Raw genomic sequence first — 20,050 nt, 5'->3', positions numbered from 1 at the left:
GTGCTGGACAAGCTTCTTGGTGGTGAGCGCAAGCCTTTTTTGGTGCTGTCAGAAGAGAGCAACACCGATGTGGTGATTGCCCCCACCAGGCCTGAAGAACCCGAGGCCGATGAGGCCAGCGCAGCCTTAGAGGCGCCGATCCTGTTTGCCCAAGGCGTTGCACCAGCACAGCCAGCTGCCGCTCAAGCCAAGCCCGCAGCCACCAAATCCCAGCCTGCAGCAGCCCAAGCGCAGCCCGAGTCCAGCCCCGCCCAGCCGGAAAAAGCGCTCACCACTGCCGAGTTGCTGGCTGCTCAGCGCGCGACAGAAACCAAAGCAGCTCCGGTGCGCAGCACCGAAACCTTTGCGGCTGAATTGCTCAACCCCGCCAACGTCCTGCCCCGCCGCCGCCGCCGCCCCGGCGCTGCCTTGGCTGGTTTTAAAGAAATGGTTGGGAATTTGTCGCGCTGAGCCGCTGCCTTTGGTGTTGCATCACGGCTAAGCCGCTGATGGCAGCGGTGGACGCTCGCAAGATGTTTGGTCCCAAGCTCACGGGCTGCCAACCATGAGCGGCAGCTGCTTGGCGCTCATCGTCCGTCCAGCCGCCTTCCGGGCCGCAGGCCAACTGCCAACGTTGTGTCGGTGAGGCTGCTTCCAACACCTCAGCTAAGAGCGGCACGCCGGCTTCGCGGGTCACGCCAATGCAGCGCAGCTCCCCGGCTGACTTGGCCTGGCTTAAGCCATCGATGGCGCTCGACACCGGGTGCAGTTGCGGCAGCCAGAGCCGCTCGCACTGCTCACAGGCTTCCTGCAGCTGCCTTTGCCAACGCTGTGGGCGTTGACCCTTGGATTCCACAACCGAGCGTTGGGCCTGCAGTGGTCTGAGCTGATTGACGCCCAGCTCGCAGGTCATGCGCACAACAACCTCAAAATCTCGGCGGATCAATCCCATCAACAACACCAGTTCGAGTTGCTGGGGTGGTTGTTGCTCCACGCATGCCCCTTGTTGCGCCCAACCGTTGCTGCGTAACTCGGCCTGGTGCAAGCCGCCCTGGCCATCGACGATGGCAAAGGGGCTGCCAGGCCGCAGCCGCAGCACCTTCTCGAGGTAGTGCCGTTCATCGCTGGTGAGTTCCACATCCTGTCCGCAGCCGGCTAAGCGCTGCGGTGTGATCAGGATCCGGCGCAGTTCAGCCATGGCGAGCGCCTCGGCTCACTCTTCAAAGAAACGTTCATCGCCAGCTTCTGCTGGCCAGTCGTCATTGATACCGCCCACCCGCAACTCAAGGATCTCCACGTACTCGCGATCAATACTGTGCAACCCATTGATCAGGGCATCGAGGCCCACGCCATCGCTCGTGCCGAGATCACACCAAATGCGTGCCCAGTTGTCCTGGTATTCCATATCGCCGATGTTGTGCATCAACGCATTGGAGCTGCCGCTCACGCTTTCGTTGTCGTAAGCCATCCAGCTCACATCAGCGCCCTGCTCATGCACTTGCAGGTTTTCTGCGTTGAAGCTGCCCAGCCGGCCCAGGTAATACCAGCTGTTAAATAGCTCTTCGATGTATTGGCGTTCGCCCTGCCCCGGTTGGTTGGGAAACCGCAACCAGAACCAGCAATCGAAAGCGTCGAATTCGCGAAACTGGACTTCCATGGCGTCAAGCTAGGTCTCTGTGCGGCGAGGACGCCAAAGGGTGCTGGAGCTTGATCAGGTTGCTTATCACCCGGCGGCAGCTGAGGCCGCGATCCTTAGTGGAGTGAGTTTGAAGCTGGCTGCGGGGCGTCCGGCCTTGGTGGTGGGCCGCAGCGGCAGCGGTAAGACAACCTTGTTGGAGTTGATTGCTGGGTTGGCCAGCCCGGATCAAGGGCAGATCAGCTGGCAAGGTTCCCCCACCACCGCCCGTCAACGGCGCTGGCTCAGTGGTTTGGTGTTCCAATTCCCCGAGCGCCATTTCATTGGTTTGACGGTGGGCCAAGAGCTCAAGTTGGGGCACCGTCGCCTCAGCTCTGAACGCTTGCAGCAGGCCTTAGCCCAAGTGGGCTTGGCCGGTTTGCCACTGACCCAGGCGCCCGAACGCCTCAGTGGCGGTCAGCAGCGGCGCTTGGCTCTGGCGGTGCAGTTGCTGCGCGAGCCAGGCATCTTGTTACTCGATGAGCCCACGGCCGGTCTGGATTGGTCAGTGCGTCAGGAGATGGTGAGTCTGGTGGGCGAGCTGGCCCGCGACCGGCTGGTGCTCATCGTCACCCACGAACCGGAGGGGTTTGATTCTGTGGCTGGGGCCTCCTACCTCCTGCAGCAAGGACGCTGCGTACCATTCAGCCTTTCGCGCGCTGCCCATGGCTGATCGGTTGGTGCGTGCGATGGCTGCAGGAGGTGGTATTCGACTGGTGGCGGTCACCACCACCGAAACCACTCGAATGGCCCGCGAGCGCCATCAGCTCTCGTTTTTGGCCAGTGCCCTGCTCGGCCGCGCCATGACCGCTGGCCTGCTGCTGGCCAGCTCAATGAAGGTGGCCCATGGCCGCGTCACCCTGCGAACCCAATCCGATGGGCTCCTCAAAGGGCTCAGCGTCGATGCCGGCCGGGATGGCCGGGTGCGCGGTTATGTGGGAAACCCCAGCCTCGAGCTTGATCTGGTGGGTGATCCGGCCAGCTTTGATTTCAAGCAAGCCCTTGGCACGGGCTATCTGAATGTGATGCGAGATGAGGGCCAAGGGCCCCCATACAGCAGCACGGTGGAGCTGGTGAGTGGCTGCATTGGTGAAGACGTGGCCTCCTACCTGCTGCACTCCGAACAAACCCCCTCAGCAGTGTTTGTTGGCGAGCACATCGACTCCAGCGGGATCCGCTGCAGTGGAGGCGTGTTGGTGCAGGTGCTGCCCAAGGCGGCCCGTGAGCCTGCTTTGGTGGCCTTGCTGGAAGACCGTTGCCGCGAAATCACAGGCTTCTCACAGCGATTGGAGGCCTGCCAAGGGGATCTGCATGCCCTGCTGCGGGATGTGTTCCCTGATCTGGACCCTGAGGTGCTGGCCGATGAGCAGGCTGAGCAACCCGTGGAGTTCTTCTGCCCCTGCACGCGGGAGCGCAGTCGAGGTGCGCTTGCCTTGCTGGGAGCCGAGGAGCTCGCCGACATGATCGAGAAGGACAACGGAGCTGAGCTCACCTGTCACTTCTGTGGAGAGGTCTATCGCTTCAGCGGCGAGGAGCTGGCAGCGCTGATTGAAGCGCTGCCTCGTTCGGCTTGATCTAGCTCAGCAGCAGGCTGATTGGTCCCATGCCAGCGGCTTGGCGGCGTTCTTGCTCCAGGCTCTTTTCGTAGAAGGCCTTGAGGTCTTGGTGCTTTTTGACCGGTTGGCCGTAGAAGCTTTTCGCCTGCAGGGTGGGTAGTGAGGCCCACTCGGGAGCCAGCTTGGCCAGCAGTTGCGGCGTCAGCTCGCCTTGATCAGCCATGGCCAGGGCATTACGGCGCTCAATTAAAAACAGCGCGGCCTGGTCTTGGTTGCGGGGACCGAAATCTCCAAGCCCCAGCTTGCTGGAAGCCATCTTCCAAGTGCCGGGTAAGAACTGATAAGCGCCAGCAGCAGCGCTGGTGTAGCGCTTGACGATCACTTTTTCTGGATGCTTCGCAAAGCTGCTGAAGGTGGAACCTCCGTAGAGCACCCGGTAGCCCAGGTCAGAGCCCTTCTTCCAGGTGCCTTCGGCAAAACGAATGGTGTTGAGCAGAGCTTTGCGCTCAGGGGTCAGCACATAGCTCGGGCGTGCTTGCTCCTGCCGCGCGGTCAGAACCCGTGCAGCCATGGAGGATTGCAAGTAGGAGGCACTTCCTTCGGAGGTGATGACCAGAGCGCCACTGAGGGCGCAGAAGCTCAAGCCAAGACCAGATCGCAGAGTGAGGGCCAGATCCATGCAGTCGCTGTTAATCGACGGACCGCCAGTGTTTCGAATTAACGGTTGTTTACGCTCTGCCCGACGAAAAGGGTTGCCAACACGGAAGGCCGTCCTAGCCGAATCGAGAGAAGGGCCAAGACGCGCAAGTCGCAGTCTGCGACAGAGCTGAGATCAGGGGTATCGGCGTCTGAGGGTTTGATGAGGACGGCCGCCGAGGCGCCCAATGATTACCTCTGTTTATCTTTGCTTCAGAAACTAATTAGCTGTCGCGGGTCTGGCGAAGCCCATGGCTTCTTGAACCCGTTGCAGGGTTTGCTCGGCCACCGCGCTGGCCCGTTCCCGCCCCGCCGCCAGCACCTGATCGAGGCCGCTGCGGTCAGCACTGATTTCGCTGTAACGCTGCTGAATCGGCCTGAGGGCCTCCACCGTGGTCTCGGCGAGCAGGGGTTTGAAGCGTCCCCAGCCCATCTCGGCACATTCGCTGGACACCTGCTCACGGCTCTGGCCGCTGAGTAGCGCATAGAGCCCAAGCAGGTTGTCGGCCTCAGGGCGCTCAGGGTTGCCGAATTCCAAACCCATCACCGGGTCGGTTTTGGCGCGCTTGATCTTCTTGGTGATCAGCTCCGGTGGATCGAGCAGGTTGATCCGCGCCCCCTCGTTGGGATCGCTTTTGCTCATCTTGGCGCTGCCATCGGTGAGGCTCATCACACGGGCCCCCTCTTTCATGATCATCGGTTTGGGGACCTTGAGCACCGGCGTCTCCTCGCTGCCAAAGCGGCTATTGATCCTCTGCTGCGCAATGTCTCGGGCGAGTTCGAGGTGCTGTTTTTGATCTTCGCCAACCGGCACTTGGTCGGCGTCATAGAGAAGGATGTCGGCGGCCATCAACACCGGGTAATCCAGCAGGCCCACGGACACGTTGTCGCCCTGTTTAACGGCTTTTTCCTTGAACTGGATCATTCGCTCAAGCCAGTTCAGCGGCGTGACGCAGTTGAGGAGCCACGCCAGTTCCGCGTGCGCGGGGACCTGGCTCTGCACGAAGACAGTGGCCTGCTCCGGATCGATGCCGCAGGCCAAATAGAGCGCTGCCGTCGAGCGCGTGTCGGCGGCGAGTTGCTTCGGGTCGTGGGGGACCGTGATGGCATGGAGGTCCACAACACAAAAAAAGGTGTCGTGGCTGCGTTGCAGGTCCACCCAATTGCGGATGGCTCCAAGCCAGTTGCCGAGATGCAAAGACCCTGTGGGCTGAACACCCGACAGCACCCTGGGTCTTGCCATCAGGCCTCCGCTTCGGTGCTAGTGGCCTCGCTGGCCGCTTCGGTGCTGGCTTCGTCGCTGGCTTCTTCGCTGGCCGCTGCTGATTCCGTTGTTGTCTCTTCGTCAGCAGCAGCAGCAGGTTCTTCAGCAGCGGGTTCGGGCTCGGGCTCGGGAGCCGCAGGCTTGCTGGGACGGGCAAACGGGTTGGGGCGTGCATCGCGCTGGCCTTGGCCATCGCCGCCTCGGCGTTCGCCGCGCGGGGGACGGCCGCCACCGCTGCGCTTCTGCTGACTGATCACCTCATCGAGGGCCCCCTGCTCCAGCAGATCAGCCATGGTGCGCAGGGAGAAACCCAGCACGGCCACGGTGGAGCGCAGTTGAAAGGCTTCTTGCAGCGTGCGGGCCGCCTGCAATTCGTTATCGCTTAGGCGGATCCGGAAGCCGCCAGCACCATCGCGCTGGCTGCCTTGGCGAGAGCGCCCGCGTCCTCCTTGTTCCCGATCCTGATCGGCCATCAACCCTGCCCGTTGCAGCGGCTCAGTTTGGCCTATCGCCGGTCGTTTTGGGCAGCCAGTGACAGCTCAGCCGTTGTTTGCCGTCGCGGCGCGGCAGGACCAAAAGTGGCAATTCAGGCTTGCCGCTGTGGAGAGTGCGCCGGTAGCGCTCAATCAAGGTGAGGTAGTCCTCAAGACTCCACAGGCAGCTGGGCTGCTGTTGTTCTTGCCAGAAGCGGCGCAGGGCCCGATGGCAGGCCTCAGGGCCAAAGTCTTGCCAGCACAGTTGTTCGGCTTCATCGGCCGGCATTCCTTGCTCCAGCAGCGACTGGAAGCGCACCAACTCCGGTGCGTGGGCCGAGCTGTCGACCGGGAATTGGCCCAGCAGCGCATCAATGCTGAGGATGTCCAATTGCAGCCAGCTGCGATCGAGTACAGGGACGGGCAAGCCTTCATCCCAGCCCGAAGTGGCCAGCAGGAGCTCCCAGCAGCGTTGCAGCTGAAGGTGCAGTCGCGGTAGTGGCGGCAGTGGCGATCCCATCGTTCCCAAGGTAAAAACAGCGTCCATCCCTTGCGAGGGGTCTTAGACAGGGGCTGTCAACGCCGTTTCATGCCGATCCCCGCGCTTGCCACTCGCCCTTGGCTGAAGCCAGCCCTTGTGGGCTCAGCCTTGCTCGGTGGTGGTGTGGTGCTTGGCGATCTTCTCCATGGCGGCGCCAGCTCCCTTGGTTTGTTGGCGGCAGCGTCTGCTGGCTTGTGGTGGATCGGCGGTCGCCGCCAACAGCCGGAAGACCGGCTGCCCCAGTCCCCCAAAGCTCTGCTGCAGCACTGCCGCGGCTTGCTGGAGCAATTTGACGCCCTTGAGCTGCCCTCCCAGCCACAACAGCAGCAACTCGAACAGCTTGAGCAGCTTGGCGACCGTCCGGATCGTCACGTTGTGCTGGCCGGAGCTGGCGAATTGGAGTTGGTGGAGCTGCTGAAGCAGAAACTGCCATCGAGCGCGCCGCTTCAGTTGCACCTGGCCAAGAGCCTGCCGTTGGCCCCTGAGCGTTGGGCCTGGCCTGAGCAGCTGCTGCGGGCGGATTTGGTCATCTATGCCTTGGCTGCTGCACCCAGTGCTGCCGATCTGCGCTGGTTGGAAGCAGCGCCTCTGGAGTTGCCTCTGCTGGTGCTGGGCCCTGCTGAAGGCAGCGCTGAGCAGATGGCCGCCTGGTCGTCGCAGTTGGGTTCCCGTTTTCAGTTCTGGCAGCGCAATGAAGCTCTGCCGATCACGCTTCCGTCATTAACGCGTCAACGCCAGCAGACCCAGTTGCGGTGTTTGCGTCAGCTGCACGGGCATTGGCAGCGGCAATTGGAGGTTGAGCGCCGTCAGCGCCTGCAGCCGCTTGTGGTGCGCAGTCAATGGATCGTGGCGGCGGCTGTCTTTGCTTCCCCGCTTCCCTCGGCCGATTTGTTGCTCGCGGCGGTGATTAATGGCCTGCTGCTGAAGGAGATGGCGCAGCTCTGGCGTTGCCAGTGGACCAGTGAACAACTGCAAGCTGCCGCCCTGGAACTTGGCCGCTGCGCCCTGAGTTTGGGAGCCCTGGAGTGGGGAAGCCAGGCGCTGGCTGGTTTGCTCAAGCTGCATGGCGCCACATGGCTCGTTGGCGGTGCCTTGCAGGCCTTGGCGGCCGCTTATTTCACGCGGGTCTTGGCGCGAGCGATGGCGGATTACTTGGCTTTGGCTGCTGGAGTCCCCGCCAGCGAGTTGAGTCAACTCAAAGCCCGACTGCCGGTGATTGTTGCTGAGGCGGCTGAACAAGAGCGCCTGGATTGGAATGGCTTTGCCGACCAAGCCAGCAGCTGGCTAAAGCAACATTCCTCAACGTCGCTAAATATTAGTTAACACTCCAAAAAGAATAAGGCCGTTCTCTTTACATCGCTTAAAAAACTTGAGTGACTTTATTTGTCTTAGCGATTGCTGATGCGTACTTTGTAAGGGCTGCCATTTTTTGGCCGCATACATCTCAATCACTCCGTCCTCATGTCCACCGCAGTTCGCAGTGGTCGCCTCAGTAGCTGGGAAAGCTTCTGTCAGTGGGTCACCAACACCGACAACCGCATTTATGTGGGTTGGTTCGGTGTTCTGATGATCCCCTGCCTCCTGGCAGCGACCATCTGTTACATCATCGCCTTCATCGCCGCTCCGCCGGTTGATATCGACGGCATCCGCGAGCCTGTTGCTGGCTCTTTCCTCTACGGGAACAACATCATTTCTGGTGCTGTTATTCCTTCCAGCAACGCTATTGGCTTGCACTTTTATCCCATCTGGGAAGCAGCAACTCTTGATGAGTGGCTGTACAACGGCGGCCCTTATCAGCTGGTGGTTTTCCACTTCCTGATTGGCATTTCGGCCTACATGGGCCGTCAGTGGGAACTCTCCTACCGCCTGGGCATGCGTCCTTGGATCTGTGTGGCCTATGCCGCACCGCTCTCAGCGGCCATGGTGGTCTTCTTGATCTATCCCTTCGGTCAGGGTTCGTTCTCTGATGGCATGCCTCTGGGCATCTCTGGCACCTTCAACTTCATGTTGGTGTTCCAGGCCGAGCACAACATCCTGATGCACCCCTTCCACATGCTTGGTGTGGCAGGCGTCTTCGGCGGCAGCTTGTTCTCCGCGATGCACGGCTCCCTGGTGACCTCCTCCCTGGTGCGTGAAACCACCGAGAGCGAGTCCCAGAACTACGGCTACAAGTTCGGCCAAGAGGAAGAGACCTACAACATCGTGGCTGCCCACGGTTACTTCGGTCGCCTGATCTTCCAATACGCCTCGTTCAACAACAGCCGCAGCCTTCACTTCTTCCTGGCTGCCTGGCCTGTGGTTGGCATCTGGTTCACCTCCATGGGCATTGCGACCATGGCGTTCAACCTGAACGGCTTCAACTTCAACCAGTCCATCCTGGATGCGCAGGGCAAGGTGGTCCCCACCTGGGCTGACGTGTTGAACCGCGCCAACCTCGGCATGGAAGTGATGCACGAGCGCAACGCGCACAACTTCCCCCTCGACCTGGCAACGACTGAGAGCGCCCCTGTGGCTCTCCAGGCTCCTGCCGTCGGCTGAGGCTGAAGTTTCTCAAGACCGGTTCAGCTCAGCTGAACCGCCAAGCCCTCGCCCTCCGGCGGGGGCTTTTTTTTGTGCCAAGGCGAGCGCAAGAGGCATCAGCCGGGCTTATCGGTTGAATCAGCTGCAGCGATGAAGGTGGCGCGTTACATCCCGCAATGTTCGTTTACAATTCGGAGACCGGAAATTGTTCCGGGAATCCATACCGCCTCCGGGCACACCCCAAACGCACTCATGCAAACCACCATTCAGCAGCGCTCCGGCGCCTCTGCGTGGCAGCAGTTCTGCGAGTGGGTCACCAGCACCGACAACCGCCTCTATGTGGGTTGGTTCGGTGTTCTGATGATCCCGACTCTGCTGGCTGCCACCACCTGCTTCATCGTTGCCTTCATCGCCGCTCCCCCGGTTGATATCGACGGCATCCGCGAGCCTGTCGCCGGCTCCCTGCTTTACGGCAACAACATCATCTCCGGTGCTGTTGTTCCTTCCAGCAACGCCATTGGCCTGCACTTCTATCCCATCTGGGAAGCCGCTTCCCTCGATGAGTGGCTGTACAACGGCGGTCCTTTCCAGCTGGTGATCTTCCACTTCCTCATCGGCATCTACGCCTACATGGGCCGTGAGTGGGAACTCTCCTACCGCTTGGGCATGCGCCCTTGGATCTGCATTGCTTACAGCGCCCCTGTGGCTGCTGCTTCTGCAGTGTTCCTGGTTTACCCCTTCGGTCAGGGTTCGTTCTCTGACGCGATGCCCCTGGGCATCTCTGGCACCTTCAACTACATGCTGGTGTTCCAGGCCGAGCACAACATCCTGATGCACCCCTTCCACATGCTGGGTGTGGCAGGCGTCTTCGGCGGCAGCTTGTTCTCCGCGATGCACGGCTCCCTGGTGACCTCCTCCCTGGTGCGTGAAACCACCGAGAGCGAGTCCCAGAACTACGGCTACAAGTTCGGCCAAGAGGAAGAGACCTACAACATCGTGGCTGCCCACGGTTACTTCGGTCGCCTGATCTTCCAATACGCCTCGTTCAACAACAGCCGCAGCCTTCACTTCTTCCTGGCTGCCTGGCCTGTGGTTGGCATCTGGTTCACCGCCCTGGGCGTGAGCACGATGGCCTTCAACCTGAACGGCTTCAACTTCAACCAGTCCATCCTGGATTCCCAGGGTCGTGTGCTGAACACCTGGGCTGACATCCTCAACCGTGCCGGCCTCGGCATGGAAGTGATGCACGAGCGCAACGCTCACAACTTCCCCCTCGACCTGGCTGCTGCCGAGAGCGCCCCTGTGGCTCTCCAGGCTCCTGCCATCGGTTGATCTGGAATCAACAAACGATTCAGATCAACTGAATCGGAAAGCCCCCTCCTCGGAGGGGGCTTTTTGTTGTGCGGATGTTGTTCAAAAACGCGGTGACTAACTGTTGGCTTGCGGCCACCACTGGCTGACCCGTTCGATCGAGCCATACCAAGGCTGGCCAAACAGGCCCCCATGGGCAGTGGCCTCCAGCTCGATCAGCTTTGAACCCTTGAGCCAGGCCGAGCTCACGGGCACTAAACCATCGCCGGGATCCTCGGGCTTGGCGCCGATTTGCTTGTAGGAGTTGGCCGCGCTGCGGCGAGCAAAGCCGCTGGCTTGCGCGCTGGCCAGATCCAAATGGCCAGCAACGGAGACATAGTCCACTTCCGGCGCACAAGCGCAGCCAGGGAGCAGCCGGTCCACCATCGCCCGCAGCCGAGTGGCGCGCTTGGCCTGGTGGGGACTGCCGAGGCAGATCAGGCGATTGCAGAGTTGGCGACCGTTGAGGCTGGCGCCCTCAAGGCCGCGTTCAGCGAGATAGAGCCGCAACATCACCCCGCCGGAGCTATGGCCGATCAGGGTCACCGGTTTTCCTGCGCAGCGACGGCGGGCTTGCCGCACGGTTTGATCGACGCGTTGCAGCAAGCGCTGCCAGCCCCAAGCTGAGCTGGTGAGCAACCAATCCAAGCGGCTGGCATGCACCACGCTCACATCAATGTCGCCCTGCCCGTGCAACCACTGAGCCATCGGTCTGTAGGCCTCATCGGTGATCAGAAACCCACCGAGGACCACCACCGGTTGCATGGAGCTTCTTCTCAGCTGGCTTCAGCCGCTGGTTCGTTCTTGGTCAGCACAAAGCGCAACAGCAGCGGGGCTAGGAACGTGGTGCCGATCACCATTAACAAGATCGCCGCCTCCAGCGAGGGGCTCAGCAACTTGGCCTGGCTGCCCAAGCCCAGGAAGATCAAGCCCACTTCGCCGCGGGGCATCATCCCCAAGCCCACCACCAGGCGATTGGTGGGTTCTTTGGAGGCATAGAGCCAGCCGGCCGCCACCTTGCCCGCGATGGCCACCACCAAGAGGAAGGCGGCAATGATCAATCCCTCTCGGTTGGATGGATCAAAGGGGTTCACCACGCTCAAGTCCATCTTCGTGCCGATGAGCACAAAAAAGATCGTGGCGAACAGGGCCACCACGGGTTTGACCTGTTGCTCAATGTCGTGGCGGTGTTTGGACTTGCTAAGGATCAGGCCAGCAGCAAAGGCCCCAAGGGCTGCCTCCAGGCCAATGGCTGTGGCGGTGAAAGCGCAAACCACCAACACAACAAACGACGCCACCACGATTTCACCGGTGGCTTTGAGGTTTTCAATCAACTTGTCGAACAGGGGGGCAGCGCTACGGCTCAAGGCGATGGCAGCCAGCACGAACACCACCGCTGCAGCGACAAGGGAGATGATCGGACCGATCGTCAACGCACCGCTGCTCGCCAGGCTGACTACCACCGCCAGGATCACGATGCCAAGGATGTCATCGAGAACTGCGGCGCCCAGAACAATTTGGCCTTCCGATGAGCGCAGCATCTTCAGCTCCCCAAAGACGCTTGCTGTGATCGCAATGCTTGTAGCCGTCATCGATGCCCCGGCGAACACCGCTGGGATCAAGTCCACCTGGAAGATCGCCATCAGTCCTGCCGTGCCGATTGCAAAGGGCAAAACAACCCCAGCAATGGCGACCGAGGTGGCTTTGCCGCCAACGGCGACCAGCTCGTCGAGATCACTTTCCAGGCCGGTGAGGAAGAGCAGGGAGAACAGTCCGAGGCTGGCGACCGCCTCCACGCTGGGGAATGTTTCGGCATAGAGCTCGCCGACAACATCGCCTGGTACGTGAGCTAATCCCCCTAAGACGGCGCTAAAGCCTTCACTCAAGGCTGATTGGGTTTCCGGTGGCACCACCAGGTGCAAACCGGAGATGCCAACGATCAGACCAGCGACCAATTCCCCCAGGATCGTGGGCAGCTTGAAGCGCACCATCGTCTCCGCGAGGAGTCGCGCTGCGACCAAGATCACGAGGAAGCGGGCGCCGCTGATCAAGGTCTCGGTGACTTCGAGGCTGTGCGCACTCAGCTCGGGCATCGATTTATTGGTTGACCTTTCAAGGTTATGGCCCGAAATCAGTCCGTCAGTAAGAACCCGCAGATTTGGTTTCTATCTGCTGCTGAATGGCGACAAACTCCGCATAATTCGTTCAACAACGGCTATTGGGGTGCGTCTTTTCTCCAGCGTGATGGTCCTCGCCGGGACCAGCGTCCTATTGGTCGGCTGTGGGGGTACCCCTTTTCAGGCGCTTCCCGTTCAGGAAACGGCCGTCAAAAAGGTTGAGTTCACCGAAGACATCCAGACCGTCAGCACCCTGGAAGCCAAGGACTTGGTGGCCTTGGCAGCCCAGGCCGGTGGCCGCATTGATGAGTTGAAAATCGCCCAAGGCGATTTGGTGAAGGCTGGCCAGCTGCTGTTGGTGTTGGATCAGGAACAGGAAAACGCCAGGCTGCGCAGTGAGGTAGCCAAAGCAGAGACCGACAAGCTCAATTACCAGCGCTACGAATACCTCGCTTCCCAGGGTGCTGTCTCTGAGATGCAGCGCGACTCGCGTCGTCAGGCCTACATCTCTTCAAGGGAGCGGGCGATTGCTCAGCAGGCCACCGTTGGCTACAGCAACCTCACCTCGCCGATGGCGGGAACCGTCGCTGATGTGAAGGTCAAGTTGGGCGATGTGCTTCGCCAGGGCGATGTCTTCACCATGTTGGTGAAAAACAACACGCTCGAAGCGCGCGTTGATATTCCGGCCAAGTTCGGTGATCGCGTGGAAGTTGGTCAAACGGTCAAGTTGCTGAAGCCAGGGCTCAGCGACCCGATCGCCACCAGCACGGTGAGCTCCATCGATCCAGCCGTCCAGGCCGGAACCCAGGGATTGCTGGTCAAAGCCATCTTTGAGAATCCCAACGGCACCCTCCGCACCGGACAACGGGTGCTCACCAGCGTTCAGCTCGGCAGCAAAAAACTGGATGCGGTTCCTTTCACGGCCGTAGCCACCGCCTCAGGCCAAAATTTTGTTTTCCGCGTTGGCAGCTTCCAACAGCTCGAGCAGCAGCCAGGCCAAGCGCCGCTTGACAAGCTCAAAGACTTGCCCGAGGGAACCAAATTTGCGCTGCAAACACCGGTGAAGGTGGGCCCTGTGCAAAACAACCTCTACCCCGTGTTGGAAGGAGTTCAGCCGGGGGAGATGGTGATCACCTCCAACTTGATGAACCTCAAGCACGGCATGCCAGTTCAGATCAAACCTGCCCAGCCAAAGCCGGCCCAGTGATCTGAACGATGTCTCTCTCTAATAACTTCATCACCAGGCCTGTCCTCACGTCGGTCTGCTCACTGTTGATCGTGATCGCGGGTTTGATTGCGATCCCGATCCTGCCGGTGGAGATGCTGCCGGACATTGCCCCGCCCACGGTGCGGGTGAGTGCGAACTACGTCGGTGCTGATGCCGTCAGCGTTGAGCAAGGTGTCACCTCGGTGCTCGAGCAGCAGATCAACGGGGTGGAGAACATGGACTACATCAGTTCATCGAGCTCCTCCGACGGCAGCGCGTTGATCACGGTGATGTTCAACAGCGGCACTGATGGTGATATCAACCAGGTCAACGTGCAAAACCGGGTGTCACTGGCTGAACCCCGTTTGCCGTCTGAGGTGAAGCAGTCGGGTGTTGTGGTGGACAAGGCATCCACCTCCACCCTCCTTGTTTACAACTTCACCAACGAAGATCCCAACAAGATCGACTACAGCGTTGAGACGATTAGCGGCTATCTCGATCAAAACCTCACCGACAGCATCAAGCGGGTCACCGGTGTTGGCAGCGTTACCTATTACGGCAACCGCGAACTTGCGATCCGCATCTGGCTTGACCCCAACAAGCTGGCGGCCATGGAGCTCACCTCCAGCGATGTGGTGAATGCCATCCGCAGTCAAAACCGCTTGGTGCCCTCCGGCAAGGTGGGCGGTGCTCCCGCCCCTGACGATCAGCAGTACACCTTCACCATCCAGCTGCAGGGCCGCCTGACCAGCGAAGACGAGTTTCGCGATCTGGTGATCAAAACCACCAAAGACGGGGGCCTGATTCGCCTTCGCGATGTGGGCCAGGTGGAGCTCGGCGGTAACAGCTACGAGATTTCGGCTGTGAACCTCGAGGGCAACCCCGCTGTGTCGATGGCCATCAGTCAGCTGGGCGGCAGTAATGCTCTGGTGGTCTCCGATGGCGTCAAGCAGGTCATCGAAGAATTCAAAGAAAAGATGCCAGTGGGCATGAAGATCGAGCAGGTCTTCGACTCCACCGAATTCATCACGGCATCGATTGAGGGTGTGGTGGGCTCCCTGCGTGATGCGGTCGTTTTGGTGGTGTTGATCCTGTTTCTGTTTTTGCAGAACTGGAAAGCCACCTTGGTGCCGGGCATCGCCATTCCCGTTGCTCTGGTGGGCACCTTTGCCTTCGTGCTCGGCTTTGGCTTCTCGCTCAATCAGCTGACGCTGTTTGGCTTGGTGCTCGCCACCGGCCTGGTGGTGGATGACGCCATCACGGTGATTGAGGACACCTCCTCCAAAAAAGAGACGGGCTTAACCGCCGTAGAAGCGGCGAAATCCACCATGGATGAACTCTTCTCAGCGGTGATCGCCACATCACTGGTGAAGATGTGCGTGTTCCTGCCTGTGCTCTTCTTTCCAGGCGCCACCGGAACGATTTACAAGCAGTTCGCGGCCACGATCATCTTCTCGATCGCGATCTCCACGTTTAATGCGCTGACCTTTTCGCCGATGCTCTCGGCTCTGCTGCTGAGCAGCGAATACAAAGAGCCCAACCGCCGCACCTACACGATTGCGGCCACGGTGATTGGTTTTGTTTACGGCTTGCTGTTTGTGGGTGATGGGGCCGCAATGGCACTGATCCCTGCGGGTGTGGCCGGCATCATTGGCTTTGCGATTTCCAAAACCAGCGGCCGCCCCTTGCGTCTGCCTTTTGCCGTGGGTGGCGCCGTTGTGGGTTTAGTGATTGCGGGTGTTTGGAATCCAATCCCGGTGATCTTCTTCACCGGTTTGGGCTGCGCCCTGGGCTATTTCGTGCCGGTTATCTTCAGCACCTTCAACACCTACTACGCCCGCTTTGAGCGGTTCTATGCCTGGTTGCTCAATTGGGTGTTGTCGCACCGCCGCGTGATCATGGGCGCCCTGGGGGCGGGAATTCTGCTTACCGGTTTTGCCTTCAGTGCGGTGCCCGCTGGCTTTGTCCCCACGGAAGATCAGGGCTTCGGCATTGGTTTTGTGATGGCGCCTGAGGGCACCTCCAACGATGTCACCAACAAGGTGAACAAAAAGATCGCCTCGATTTTGCGAACTGAGCCTGATGTGGCTGCGGCGGGCATCTTTAGCGGTGCCAGCTTGGATGGCTATGGCCCCAACCGCGGCCTGTTCTTCTTTGGTGTGAAGAACTGGGATGACAGGCCCCAGAAGGATCAAACGATGGCGGCTATCACCCAGCGCCTCAATCAAAAGATGGCGGCCCAAATCGATGAAGCCAGGGTGTTTGTGGTGGAGCCACCGGCCATTCCTGGCTATGGCGCCAGCGCTGGCTTTGAGTTCCAGCTCCTTGATCAGAGCGGCGGCTCCTATTCGATGAGTGAATTTGCTGCCTCAGCTGGGCAGATCATTCAGGCTGCCAATAGTGATCCCACCTTCGCCAAGGTGTTCACGCAGTTCATCCCTGATTCACCGCAACTCACCATTGATGTCGATCGCGATCGGATGATGGCCTTGGGGGTCGACTTCGGTCAGGCGATGCAGACCTTCAGCATCTACTTCGGCTCCAGCTACGTGAATGACACCTTCCAAGAGGGCAAGGTGCGCCGGGTGTATGTGCAAGCCGCTGCCGATAGCCGCTCAACCCAAGACCAACTGGGCTCGATTTACGTCAAGAACGCCTCTGGAGAGCAAATCCCGTTGGCGGAATTCTTCACGGTGAAGCAAACGATTGGTCCGAGCATCATCAACCGCTTCAACCTGTTCCGCTCGATCAAGATTGAGGGATCTCCAGCTCCAGGCAAGAGCTCTGGCCAGGCCATTACTGGCATCCAAGACGTGTTCGCCGCTCAGAACTTCCAGGGCCTCGGCTTTGACTGGACCGGCATTTCCAGGGAAGAAGTCAAAGCCGGTGCTCTGGCCGTGGTGATCTTTGGCATGGGCATTTTGGTGGTGTATCTGGTGCTCTCCGCCCAATACGAGAGCTACACCGACCCGCTGATCATCTTGATGACCGTACCCACCGCCATGTTGGGCGCCTTGGTGTTCCTCTCGGGGGCAGGCCAGGTGCTCAACATCTATGCCCAGGTTGGCTTGGTGATGTTGATTGGCCTGGCGGCCGGTAATGGCATCTTGATTGTTGATTTGGCCAACCAACGTATGGGTGAGGGGCGATCAGCCCTGGAGGCTGCCACTGATGCAGCCAAATCAAGGCTGCGTCCGATCTTGATGACGGCGATCTCGTCGCTGTTTGGTTTCTTGCCGCTGATGCTGGCCAGCGGCGCTGGTGCACAAAGCCAGGCTTCTTTGGGCTTGGTTGTGTTTGGCGGCTTGTCGGTGGCCACCGTGCTCTCCACCTTGGTGGTGCCGGTGTTCTACGTGGTGATGAAAAACCTGGTGGGCAAGGCTGGCCCCACCGCTGGAGCCGCTTGATTGATGCCAAGCCCCAAACGCCCAAGCTTTAGTGGTGCCCGGGTTGTTGTCGCCCTGGGGATCGGCTTTGTGGTGGGTTTGTGTTTGGTGTTCTTCTTTCAGGTGATCATCAGCCATACCCCGGCTGACATCCACGACATGCGCATCCGCGGCTTCTACGGGATGTTGATCATCTCCAGTTCATTGGCGGCCATCGTGATCGAAACCACCCGCCAGTTGCAGGCTGGCAGTAGCGATCCCTCCTATCACCAGCACTGGTGGGGCCGTTGAGCGTCTAGCCCTAAAGCAGGTCGAAGCGGTCGAGCTCCATCACCTTGCTCCAGGCAGCGCTGAAATCAGCTGCCAGTCTTGCTGACCCGCCCGCTTGGCCATACACCTCGGCAATGGCACGCAATTGAGCATGGGAGCCAAACACCAAATCCACGCGGCTGGCTCGCCAGCGGGGCTGCTTGGTTTCGGTATCAATGCCTTGATACAGGTTGCTATGGCCCTCAACCGGGCTCCACTGCGTTGACATATCCAGCAAGTTGACGAAGAAGTCGTTGCTGAACTGTCCTGGCCTGCTTGTGAACACCCCGATGTCGCTGCCATCCCAGTTCAGCCCCAGCACCCTGAATCCCCCGATCAGGGCTGTCATCTCCGGTGCGCTCAGATGCAGCTGTTGGGCGCGATCCACTAGCAGCTGTTCAGCCTTCAGAGGTAGATCGCTGCGCAGGTAATTGCGAAAGCCATCGGCGATGGGTTTGAGGGCATTGAATGAAGCGGTGTCGGTCTGCTCAGCGCTTGCATCCACACGCCCCGGCGTAAAGCGCACTCGGCAGCGCTGGCCGGTAGCCGCCATGGCTTGCTCCACTGCAGCGCTGCCGCCCAGAACGATCAAATCAGCCAGCGACACCTGCATGCCGCCTTGATGCTGCTGGTTGAAGCGCATTTGCACAGCTTCGAGAACGCTCAGCACGCGCTTGAGTTGCTCGGGGTTGTTCAGTTCCCAGTTGCACTGCGGTTGCAAGCGCAAGCGAGCGCCATTGGCCCCTCCGCGGCGATCGGATTGACGAAAACTGGCAGCAGAGGCCCAGGCGGTGCTGATCAGCTCGCCATGGCTGAGGCCAGTCTTCAGAAGCTCTTGCTTGAGAGCATCAACCGCTGGGGCATCGATGGTTGGATGGCTCGTGGTGGGCAAGGGATCTTGCCAACTCAGCACTGCCTCGGGCACATCAGCGCCGAGGTAGCAGCTGCGCGGACCGAGATCCCGATGGGTCAACTTGAACCAGGCCTGGGCAAAGGCGTCGCCAAAGGCTTGTGGGTCGCCGAGAAATCGGCGCGCGATTGGTTCATAGACGTGGTCAAACCGCAGTGACAGATCGGCTGTGGTCATCATTGGCGGTGCACTGCGCCCGGGCACATGGGCATCGGGAATCATGTGCTCGGCTTTGACGTCTTTGGGGTGCCACTGCCAAGCGCCCGCAGGGCTTTGATGCAGCTCCCACTCGTAGCCAAACAACATCTCGAAATAGCCTTGATCCCACCGGGTTGGGTTGGGTTTCCAGGCCCCTTCAATGCCGCTGGTGATGGTGTCAGCACCGCAGCCACTGGCATAGGTGTTCTGCCAGCCCAAGCCCAGCTGCTCGAGGGCTGCACCTTCTGGGTCAGCTCCAAGGTGGACGCTGGGTGCGGCTCCATGGGCTTTGCCGAAGGTGTGCCCGCCGGCCACCAGAGCCACGGTTTCTTCGTTGTTCATGCCCATGCGGGCAAAGGTGTCACGCACCTCGCGCCCTGAGGCAACCGGGTCTGGTTCACCGTGCGGGCCTTCTGGGTTGACGTAGATCAACCCCATTTCGGTTGCCGCCAAGGGGCTTTCGATGGCCCCGTCGTTGTCATGGCGTTCATCGCTCAGCCAGCTGGTTTCGCGTCCCCAGTAGATGTCGTCTTCTGGTTCCCAGATGTCTTCGCGGCCTCCAGCAAAGCCAGCGGTTGGCAATCCCATCGATTCGAGGGCGCAGTTGCCGGCCAGGATGATCAGATCAGCCCATGAGAGGTTGCTGCCGTATTTGGCCTTGATGGGCCAGAGGAGCCGCCGGGCTTTGTCGAGGTTGGTGTTGTCAGGCCAGCTGTTGAGGGGAGCAAAGCGTTGGTTGCCATGGCCTGCCCCGCCACGACCATCAGCGAGGCGGTAGGTGCCGGCGCTATGCCATGCCATCCGAATGAACAGGCCGCCGTAGTGTCCCCAGTCCGCCGGCCACCAGCTCTGGCTGTCGGTCATCAATGCCATAAGGTCGGCTTTCACAGCATTGAGATCTAGGCTGTTGAAGGCTTGGCGGTAGTCAAAGTTGCTGCCTAAGGGGTTCGCCGCTGGATTGTGTTGATGCAGCAGTCCCAGGTTGAGTTGCTCAGGCCACCAATGCTGATTGGTGGTGGCGCTCGCTGGTGTTGTGGCTGCGCCATGGCCGCTGAATGGGCAACGCATTTCCGCCATCGACACGTTCTGCTAGGTGTCTTTGGATTAGTCCGCCCGCGTTAAGACTTCTCTTAACGCGCTCTCTCCAGGCTGAAGAGATGGACATTGATTTGCATGCCGCTCCGGTGCAACAGGCGCTGCCCGCGGTGAGAGAGCTACTCAAGGGCCGCAGCAAGTTGCTGTGTTTTGGAGATCGTCTCCTGCTGGCCGCTTTGGCTCTTGGCCAGATTTTTCAAGACGGGCTGATGGGTGCCTGCACGAGCGAGCAGGAAGCTTTAGCCCATGCGGCGCAGGCCCCTGATTTGGTGCTTGTCACCGAAGACCTTGAGCAGGGCTATGGCATCAGCTTGGTGCGTGAGCTGCGCCAACGCTGGCCCCAGTGCATCTGTTTGTTGTTTCTGCGCCGTGAAACCCAGGAGGTGGTGCGTGAGGCCCTCGATGCTGGTGCCCAAGGGGTGATCTTTGTGTCGTCGCTTGGCAGTGGTGAGGGCGACTTCATGAAGGCGATTGCTCGCACCCTGGAAGGTGGCACCTATTTCCCAGGGCCTGTGCGGGATGCTGCGGCGTTTCACCCTGATGATGAGGCTGAGGGGCTTGAGGCCTTGGATCAGCTCTCCAGCCGGGAGCAGGAGGTGCTGCAGGCCCTAAGTGAGGGCTACTGCAATCGGGAGATTGCCCAGCGGCTGTTCATCTCACAAGAAACGGTTAAAACCCATGTCAGCACTGTGATTAGCAAGTTGGGTGTGCGTGATCGCACCCAAGCGGCGGTGATGGCCCTGCGGATGGGGCTACTCAGCGCGGTTTAAATCG

19 protein-coding genes are annotated in these 20,050 nt (G+C 60.1%); 10 read left to right on the top strand and 9 right to left on the bottom strand.

What is annotated here, in order from left to right:
- Entirely contained in the window at positions 1 to 450 is a 450-nt protein-coding gene (locus SynMINOS11_RS07345; protein WP_186547631.1) for a hypothetical protein, read from the top strand.
- On the opposite strand, the gene SynMINOS11_RS07340 is transcribed toward SynMINOS11_RS07345, so the two are convergent.
- Complete coding sequence (locus SynMINOS11_RS07340) at positions 419 to 1,177, bottom strand: 16S rRNA (uracil(1498)-N(3))-methyltransferase (RefSeq protein WP_186547629.1); 759 nt, start codon at positions 1,175 to 1,177, stop codon at positions 419 to 421. The genes SynMINOS11_RS07345 and SynMINOS11_RS07340 overlap by 32 nt on opposite strands.
- Before the next feature lie 15 nt (positions 1,178 to 1,192).
- On the bottom strand, positions 1,193 to 1,636 hold the full coding sequence (locus SynMINOS11_RS07335) for a DUF3531 family protein (protein ID WP_186547627.1): 444 nt from the start codon (positions 1,634 to 1,636) through the stop codon (positions 1,193 to 1,195).
- Positions 1,637 to 1,676: 40 nt separating this feature from the next.
- Between SynMINOS11_RS07335 and SynMINOS11_RS07330 the strand changes: the two genes are divergently transcribed.
- Both SynMINOS11_RS07330 and hslO read left to right on the top strand, forming a co-directional pair.
- On the top strand, positions 1,677 to 2,327 hold the full coding sequence (locus SynMINOS11_RS07330) for an ABC transporter ATP-binding protein (protein ID WP_255445342.1): 651 nt from the start codon (positions 1,677 to 1,679) through the stop codon (positions 2,325 to 2,327).
- Positions 2,320 to 3,228, top strand: coding sequence for an Hsp33 family molecular chaperone HslO (hslO, locus tag SynMINOS11_RS07325; protein ID WP_186547623.1), 909 nt, complete (start codon positions 2,320 to 2,322; stop codon positions 3,226 to 3,228). Before SynMINOS11_RS07330 ends, hslO begins: the two co-directional genes overlap by 8 nt.
- Before the next feature lies 1 nt (position 3,229).
- Here hslO and SynMINOS11_RS07320 read toward each other — a convergent pair whose 3' ends face one another.
- From SynMINOS11_RS07320 to SynMINOS11_RS07305, 4 genes are all read right to left on the bottom strand, one after another.
- Complete coding sequence (locus tag SynMINOS11_RS07320; protein WP_186547621.1) at positions 3,230 to 3,889, bottom strand: glycoside hydrolase family 24 protein; 660 nt, start codon at positions 3,887 to 3,889, stop codon at positions 3,230 to 3,232.
- 237 nt (positions 3,890 to 4,126) lie between these two features.
- Positions 4,127 to 5,149, bottom strand: a complete 1,023-nt coding sequence (gene trpS / locus SynMINOS11_RS07315) for a tryptophan--tRNA ligase (protein WP_011935862.1) — start codon at positions 5,147 to 5,149, stop codon at positions 4,127 to 4,129.
- A complete protein-coding gene (locus SynMINOS11_RS07310; protein WP_186547619.1) occupies positions 5,149 to 5,643 on the bottom strand; it encodes a hypothetical protein in 495 nt (164 codons plus the stop codon). Before SynMINOS11_RS07310 ends, trpS begins: the two co-directional genes overlap by 1 nt.
- A gap of 22 nt (positions 5,644 to 5,665) precedes the next feature.
- Entirely contained in the window at positions 5,666 to 6,190 is a 525-nt protein-coding gene (locus SynMINOS11_RS07305) for a hypothetical protein (protein ID WP_186547617.1), read from the bottom strand.
- A 42-nt stretch (positions 6,191 to 6,232) separates the two neighbouring features.
- Here SynMINOS11_RS07305 and SynMINOS11_RS07300 point away from each other — a divergent pair, with 42 nt between their 5' ends.
- From SynMINOS11_RS07300 to psbA (SynMINOS11_RS07290), 3 genes are all read left to right on the top strand, one after another.
- The gene (locus SynMINOS11_RS07300) at positions 6,233 to 7,507 is read left to right on the top strand and encodes a YcjF family protein (RefSeq protein WP_186547614.1); all 1,275 of its coding nucleotides are present in this window, start codon (positions 6,233 to 6,235) and stop codon (positions 7,505 to 7,507) included.
- Positions 7,508 to 7,645: 138 nt separating this feature from the next.
- Positions 7,646 to 8,722: a photosystem II q(b) protein gene (gene psbA / locus SynMINOS11_RS07295; protein WP_186547612.1), complete on the top strand. Its 1,077-nt coding sequence runs from the start codon at positions 7,646 to 7,648 to the stop codon at positions 8,720 to 8,722.
- 234 nt (positions 8,723 to 8,956) lie between these two features.
- On the top strand, positions 8,957 to 10,036 hold the full coding sequence (psbA, locus tag SynMINOS11_RS07290) for a photosystem II q(b) protein (protein ID WP_011935857.1): 1,080 nt from the start codon (positions 8,957 to 8,959) through the stop codon (positions 10,034 to 10,036).
- 96 nt (positions 10,037 to 10,132) lie between these two features.
- On the opposite strand, the gene SynMINOS11_RS07285 is transcribed toward psbA (SynMINOS11_RS07290), so the two are convergent.
- Positions 10,133 to 10,819 (bottom strand): esterase/lipase family protein, encoded by a 687-nt coding sequence (locus tag SynMINOS11_RS07285; RefSeq protein ID WP_186547611.1) that lies wholly within the window; start codon positions 10,817 to 10,819, stop codon positions 10,133 to 10,135.
- An 11-nt stretch (positions 10,820 to 10,830) separates the two neighbouring features.
- Positions 10,831 to 12,147, bottom strand: coding sequence for a cation:proton antiporter (locus SynMINOS11_RS07280; RefSeq protein WP_186547609.1), 1,317 nt, complete (start codon positions 12,145 to 12,147; stop codon positions 10,831 to 10,833).
- 130 nt (positions 12,148 to 12,277) lie between these two features.
- Here SynMINOS11_RS07280 and SynMINOS11_RS07275 point away from each other — a divergent pair, with 130 nt between their 5' ends.
- From SynMINOS11_RS07275 to SynMINOS11_RS07265, 3 genes are read left to right on the top strand one after another with little or no spacing between them, the layout of a single operon-like run.
- Entirely contained in the window at positions 12,278 to 13,378 is a 1,101-nt protein-coding gene (locus tag SynMINOS11_RS07275) for an efflux RND transporter periplasmic adaptor subunit (RefSeq protein WP_255445341.1), read from the top strand.
- Between the two features lie 8 nt (positions 13,379 to 13,386).
- Positions 13,387 to 16,785, top strand: coding sequence for an efflux RND transporter permease subunit (locus SynMINOS11_RS07270; RefSeq protein ID WP_186547607.1), 3,399 nt, complete (start codon positions 13,387 to 13,389; stop codon positions 16,783 to 16,785).
- Positions 16,786 to 16,788: 3 nt separating this feature from the next.
- A complete protein-coding gene (locus SynMINOS11_RS07265; RefSeq protein ID WP_255445340.1) occupies positions 16,789 to 17,055 on the top strand; it encodes a hypothetical protein in 267 nt (88 codons plus the stop codon).
- Positions 17,056 to 17,065: 10 nt separating this feature from the next.
- On the opposite strand, the gene katG is transcribed toward SynMINOS11_RS07265, so the two are convergent.
- Positions 17,066 to 19,258 (bottom strand): catalase/peroxidase HPI, encoded by a 2,193-nt coding sequence (katG, locus tag SynMINOS11_RS07260; RefSeq protein WP_186547602.1) that lies wholly within the window; start codon positions 19,256 to 19,258, stop codon positions 17,066 to 17,068.
- Between the two features lie 80 nt (positions 19,259 to 19,338).
- Here katG and SynMINOS11_RS07255 point away from each other — a divergent pair, with 80 nt between their 5' ends.
- Entirely contained in the window at positions 19,339 to 20,046 is a 708-nt protein-coding gene (locus SynMINOS11_RS07255) for a response regulator transcription factor (protein ID WP_186547600.1), read from the top strand.
- Positions 20,047 to 20,050 lie beyond the last annotated feature (4 nt).

The sequence above is a fragment of the Synechococcus sp. Minos11 genome (assembly GCF_014279855.1).
Lineage (GTDB): Bacteria > Cyanobacteriota > Cyanobacteriia > PCC-6307 > Cyanobiaceae > RCC307.
The sequence above is the reverse complement of the archived record's forward strand: the minus strand, read 5'-3'. Positions and strand labels throughout refer to the sequence as shown.